Annotated in this window: 6 protein-coding genes; all 6 read right to left on the bottom strand. The window is 57.5% G+C overall.

Annotated features, from left to right (window positions below):
- The coding region (locus SO140_RS45165) for an ATP-binding cassette domain-containing protein (protein ID WP_498544133.1) at positions 1-229 on the bottom strand (229 nt) is incomplete at its 3' end.
- Between the two features lie 9 nt (positions 230-238).
- Positions 239-1,945, bottom strand: a complete 1,707-nt coding sequence (gene nodU, locus SO140_RS45160; protein ID WP_498544132.1) for a nodulation protein NodU — start codon at positions 1,943-1,945, stop codon at positions 239-241.
- 12 nt (positions 1,946-1,957) lie between these two features.
- Positions 1,958-2,587: a nodulation methyltransferase NodS gene (gene nodS, locus SO140_RS45155; protein WP_498544131.1), complete on the bottom strand. Its 630-nt coding sequence runs from the start codon at positions 2,585-2,587 to the stop codon at positions 1,958-1,960.
- A gap of 14 nt (positions 2,588-2,601) precedes the next feature.
- On the bottom strand, positions 2,602-3,963 hold the full coding sequence (gene nodC, locus SO140_RS45150; RefSeq protein ID WP_449384375.1) for a chitooligosaccharide synthase NodC: 1,362 nt from the start codon (positions 3,961-3,963) through the stop codon (positions 2,602-2,604).
- A 15-nt stretch (positions 3,964-3,978) separates the two neighbouring features.
- Positions 3,979-4,638, bottom strand: coding sequence for a chitooligosaccharide deacetylase NodB (gene nodB, locus SO140_RS45145; RefSeq protein ID WP_449384374.1), 660 nt, complete (start codon positions 4,636-4,638; stop codon positions 3,979-3,981).
- A complete protein-coding gene (locus SO140_RS45140) occupies positions 4,635-5,228 on the bottom strand; it encodes a NodA family N-acyltransferase (RefSeq protein ID WP_449384373.1) in 594 nt (197 codons plus the stop codon). Before SO140_RS45140 ends, nodB begins: the two co-directional genes overlap by 4 nt.
- Positions 5,229-6,030 lie beyond the last annotated feature (802 nt).

Below are 6,030 nucleotides of genomic sequence, written 5' to 3'. Positions count from 1 at the left end.
GTGCCAAACGCGCGTGTGTCGGCACCTGCTTGCCGAGCACCCTAATCTGGCCAGAGTCCGGAGGCGCCATGCCAAGTATCATGCGCACGATGGTGCTTTTGCCCGCGCCATTCGGTCCAAGTAGTCCGAAGCACTCTCCCGCCGCCACAGTAAACGACAGCCCGTTGACAACGGGTTTGCCACGATATGATTTGCTTACAGCGGCAAGGTCGATCGCTACGCTCGACATGCGTTCATCTCAGCTTGTCAAAAGCAGTTCGGGCGACGGCACCTTGGCTTCGAGCGTTTTGGTCCAGAGCAAACCGTCGCACCAGATGTGTTCGATGCGCCCCCATTCGCAGGCAGCTGTGACGTCGGGGAAGAAGCCTCGTCCATGGTGGTTGGCGCTAGTATTGCAGAGCAACGGTAGGCCAGTGAGCTTCTCATATTCAATGAGAAGTTCAGCAACCTTATGCTGGGATGTTCTACCAATGGTCTGCAATCGTGCAGATCCGTCAAGATGCACAACGGCTGGGATTCTCTCGCGCCACTCTGGCCGTGTCTGATGATCGAAGAGCATGTAAGGGTCCGGCGACCCAGGATCGAAAATATCCGCCGCTCGGTCCTCCAAACATATCGGCGCAACCGGACGGAAGTGTTCGCGAAATTTAATGTCGTTGAGATAGTCCTTCATTCCGGGCGATGTTGCGGCGGCAAGAATGCTTCTGCCACCCAAGGCACGCGGCCCGAGTTCGGCGCGACCAGCAAGGAACACTACGGGTTTATTACTTGCAAGGAGAGCGGCAAGCTCACTTATGCTGCAGGGCGCGGCTTCCCATTCTGCTGATCCATCACCAGCTGCGAGGGCCGGGCCACCATAGACCGACCACTCCAACGGCACGAAACCCTTGTCCGCGACCAACGCCGAACAAGCGGCTCCGATAGCCGAGCCACTGTCATTCGGAAACGGCGGTACCCATACCGCATCGAACAGGCCGGTTTCACGTAACGCACTGTTCCATTTGATATTAAGACCACAACCGCCGGCGATGCAAAGATTGCGCGGCCCGGGAACGTTCGAATGCCGCAGCAAAGCAAGGCCCATCTCCCGCACGAGCAGACGCTCAAGAAAAACGTGAAATGACGCAAGTATATCTTCGTGTCGCTTGGCCTCCAATCGAAGTGCGCTTTCGTCGAAGAAGTCATGCGTCGCGGCAAGTGACGCTTCGGCGTCATTTATATTCGCTCGGTAGCGCTGGGCAGACTCCGTGTCCGCCGCAAAGTGCTTCTCGTAGATCTCCCTAAATACTGTCACAACGTCTTCATCAGGCGTCCCCAGACCGATATAGGCCATCAGTTTGCCCGCAACGCCAAGGTCCCAGTTGGTCCGGCTCGCCTGCCGGTAGGGCCCAAAGTGATGGCCCGCGACGGCATAGGCATGCCCTATCATCGGGAACAGGCACTCGAGGAAGCGGCCGCCACCGGGTTTTACATAATAAAGTCGCGGAAAGATGCAGCCGTCCCACACGAGGCAGAAAGCGGGCTCTCCCGCTTTCGCAAACGGGCTTGTGCAGTATGCAGAGGCAATATGGCCCGTGACGTGTGCATAGCTCCTATAGGAGAAGCTATTGCCGTCGAGCACAAGCCCGTTCCCCTCATGTGAAGAGAGGATTCCTTCGGGGCGTTCAACATACGGCGCACCTTTGAGAGTGAGAAGCTCCGATCCACTCAGGACCTGGAATTGTGATTCGATTTCCCCGTCCCAGCCGTCGATGACGAACTGGTCAACATCGCGGGGATGAAGGCCGTATTCCGCCAATGTGAGAACAACCGTATCGAGATTCTCGATGGCTGAGTACCGTCGATTGTTGTCGCGTTTTTCATGCTCGATGCAAAAGACCAGACGTCCATCCTCCACAAGGGCGATGGACCCGTCGTGCGTCAACTTGATGCCACAGATGCGCATGGTGCCTCAATGCTAAGGTCGGTTGTTGAATGAAACGGAAGACCCGATCGAATTTCGAAAGCAAGCAAGCAAGCAGTCTTCGTTGGCCGAATCGCCTCGACATTGCACCCGTTCGACCTCGACCAATGTTTCGTTCAGCATTGCGATGATCGTCTCGGCACCAGCCGCATGTCCCCAGCCACGGCAGGTGTCATCACGCGCTGATCCGAAAACCAGATGCCCATCCGGCGCAAGCATTCGCACCAAATTGCCAATGGCCGTACGCATCTCGGCAACATCGCGGAGGTAGTAGAGCACTTCCGCCACCACGATCAAATCGAACTGGTCTGTTCTCGAGAACCGTTGAATGTCAGAGACTATCCATGTGATGTGCGACCATCGCTTCGTCCGTTGACTCGCCCGGCCAATCGCTCGCGGCACGACGTCGACGACTGTAAGTCGTTCGCAGTGTGGCGCCAGCTTTTCCGTGAATGCGCCCGCCGCGCAGCCGACCTCGAGCCCATTTGCGATGAAGCCGTTTGAAAGCGAAAGCCGCAGCATGTGCGTGTGACGCTCTCGCTCGAACGGATTGCCGTCCAGCCGCCATGGATCATCGGCAGCCAATTCTCGCTCTAACGATTGGTAACCGCTTTCCTGGTTCATGAGCTGTCCACTCCTCAGTCCGTATCACTCGCCACTGCAAGTGCAGTCGTGTCACCGCTCGACGGACGGCGCGAAGCATCCCACTTCCGAACTGGCACAGCGAGTCCCGAAGGTCGGGTGAGGTCTGGTTGGGGCTCGTGGTTTTCTTTTAGCGCTTGGTCTCCGCCAGACCCGAGAGCCTTGACTGATTTGCGTGAGAGCCAATCGCTGTTGCTTAGCGTACACAACGCATATGCTTTGACCGGAAGTAGCAGAAAGATATTGATGGGCGTGTGCAGGGAAAACGCAAGAAATCGCAGTTGACGCGCGCGCAAGGCTGCTACGCCGCATCGTACCATGGTCATCGATGCGATCATCAAACATGTCCACCACGGCACTGTTGCCGTGAGCGCGAGCTGCGCGATGCCTGTAACAACCGAAAGAGCCAGAAGAAGCGGGCCGATGTTTTGCCCGATAACATCTAACGTCAGGTATCGATCGAGACCGGGCAAAAGGCGCAGCCCAAGCAGCGTGTCTCGGAAAGTGCTCCTGGCCCAGCGGAGCTGTTGTCGCAGATACGGACCTAACTTATCTGGAACGACTGTCGCGGCGTAGGCGTCCGGAACGTACTCGGTTCGAAATCCTGCCTTCAGCATGAGAATCGTGAGATGGCGATCTTCGCCGAAGTCGCTCGGCTTTCCTCGAAAGAACTGCGCCTCGTACTGATCCAGTAGCAAATCGAGGGCGGATCGTCGATACATGGCACATGGTCCGCAGCAGCACATGACCGCACCGAAACGAGCTTGAGCTGCGCGCTCCTCATTGCACGCCAACCAGTACTCCATGTCGATCAGCCCGGTTAGCCAGGTGTCGCTGCGGTTGCTCGCGGTCAGCTGCCCCATGGCAGCACCGATACCAGTATCCTGCATTCTCAATGCAAGCTTCCTGACTACATCGCTCGCGAGTATCGTGTCCGAATCGACGTTAAGCACCAAATCTCCGGATGAGCGCCGGATCGCTGCAATCTGTGCTTTGCGTTTTCCAACGTTCTTCGGCAGGAGAATAAAGTTGAACCTCGGATCGTAGGCATAGGCATGGTGGACGGGTGCGACGTCCTCCCGGTTTCCAGAGCCGTCATCAACCACATAGACGCGCAGCTGCCCGACGTAGTCTTGGCTTGCAATGGACTCTAAGCAGGCCGACAGCGTACCCGGATCCTCGTTGAAGCATGGTACGATCACATCCACACTCGGCATAGATTCGGGGTGGACTGCATCTGATGTCGCCGAAGACGCTGGTGTCGGCGAGGCATGGAACGCCTGCACGGTCTTGTAGACCGCGGAGAGCAACGCATAAGACGAGACGACTACAGTGCTGGTTGTGGCAAGCAGGTTCATGGGACGCCGATTTGTTCAGTGAAGTTGGGGAAGCGGGCAGATCGCGAAACCGCGATCACGCAAGGCTGGAATAAGTTGGGAAAGTGCCTTCAGCGTCTGGTCGCGCAGACCTGAATGAATGCACCGCCCCAGCTCATCGGGCGGACATCCGTCGTGCAGAAGCACAATCGCACCAGGGCGGACAGATGCTAACACTGCGCCAACGATCGCATCGACGCCCGGGCATGACCAGTCGCGTGGGTCCACTGACCAGTGGAGAGCCGCCAGTCCGGCCTTCGCTGACTTGGCCAGCACCTCTTCGGTCCAAATGCCATACGGTGCACGCACGTGTCGCACCACGGCTTGGGGACACACGCTCATGATGGCCCTACTCGCCGTCAGTATTTCATATTGCACTTCGTCTGGTTCGCATTTGGACAGATCCGGATGTGTCATCGTGTGGTTTGCTACCTCATGCCCCTCAGCGACCATCCTTCGGATTAGCTTTGGCTCATTCGCGGCGTACGTGCCAAGGACACAGAACGTCGCCGGCGCGCGGTATTCCGCCAGCACATCGAGAATACCCGGCGTGCAAAATGGATTAGGCCCGTCGTCAAACGTCAAATAGACGCTGTGGCCGACGGCATCCTTGGCCCGCTTGCTGTGCGCTTCGAAGGACCCACTTGCGTCTTTCACAGCTCTGGCCCATTACGCTCGATGAATGTACCGGTGGGCCACTCGCTCATCGCCCGCGCTATAGGGAAAACGACGAGCAACGCGTCGTCGACGCGGGTTGGCGGCAAGTTGGCATAAATATCCGGAAGGGTAGACCGCACGCGAATGCCCGGAACAATCGTCGCCAAGCCTGGGCGGCCGAGTAGCCTGTAGATATGCTCTTTGAGTTCATGTCGAACCGTGCCGAACCCAAAGGGAACGCCGAGCTCCCGCAGCACCGGATACATTACGCGCATCGAATGAGAGATGCCGAGCCCCTCGAGATCCGGGCGTACCGCGTACAATCCAAGTTCGGCCACCAACAGATCGATTTCGCCGACCTTGATGAACCGCCGCAGCGCGCCGATATGAGCGGCCACGCCGCGATCATCGTAGCCAATCACACGGAGTTCAGGTCTCGCGCCGGCCCAGCTTCGATTGCCTTCAAACGGCTGCGCGTTAAACGCCCCGGTCGGACCGTAAGCATTTCGAAAGAACTCAGAGATTGCGACGTGGTCGGCAAGTTGTAAGTCATTTTCCCAGCACGTCCTCCATTGGAGCTGAGGGCGCATGAAAGACTCTCCTGCTTCTTGCTGCGTTGCTGAGGCACGCATCAGGCGGACAACGAACGGCGTGGCGGTGCTCGTTCGATGGTGTCGCCAGCGAATGGGTTTGATGTTGACTTGTTGACGGCGTTTGGGTTCGACCGCGCGGGCGGCAGGACTTTTGGGATATTCCGGATTTTGTGGGGGCCGTCGCTAACCGTGGCCGTCGTGTCCGGGCTGGTCGCAATCGGCTCAGTTAGAGGTCGTGCCCCGCCTACTATCTTGCATTCTAGTTTTCGTTCATTGCCCCCGAACGCCCATTCTCCGCGACAGCTCTGTGCAGCACTCACGCTATCGGAGCACCAGGCATTTACCCAGTCATATCGAGGTAGACGCCTTCCATTGAAGCGTATGTAGCGACTATACGATGGTTTAAACCGCGCTCCTGACGGCATTGTTGAGCGGCATGCAGTTGCTAAGGGAGACGACGCTATTGTAGAAACTCCCTGGCACGGGCGAAGAAACAACTCCGCTGCACACGACGTCACGCTCCTCTCACCGCACAGACAATATGCCGATCGCGCGGTTGGAAAGCGGAATACGACGATGTTAGCCGAGGCTTCATTTGCCTCGTCCAACATCTGGCACTGACCTTGATGCACGCGACGACTTTGGTGCCGCTCATTTGTTTTCTGGCGAGTATGAGGGCTCGCCGCCCGTGTGATCGGCGATCGATCGCACAAGCGGTTAAGACTGGAATCGATGCAATCTTTTCGGATGTGACAACGCCATGACGGACGCCCAGCTAAGGTGTGGCGCGCAACCGCGG

Source organism: Bradyrhizobium sp. UFLA05-108 (assembly GCF_059803455.1).
This window is presented reverse-complemented; position numbering and strand designations above follow the sequence as displayed.

Coding starts and splice junctions, on each gene's coding strand:
- nodS (WP_498544131.1), bottom strand. CDS start 2,587: ATGAACCAGGAAAGCGGTTACCAATCGTTAGAGCGAGAATTGGCTGCC.
- SO140_RS45140 (WP_449384373.1), bottom strand. CDS start 5,228: ATGCGCCCTCAGCTCCAATGGAGGACGTGCTGGGAAAATGACTTACAA.
- nodU (WP_498544132.1), bottom strand. CDS start 1,945: ATGCGCATCTGTGGCATCAAGTTGACGCACGACGGGTCCATCGCCCTT.
- nodC (WP_449384375.1), bottom strand. CDS start 3,963: ATGAACCTGCTTGCCACAACCAGCACTGTAGTCGTCTCGTCTTATGCG.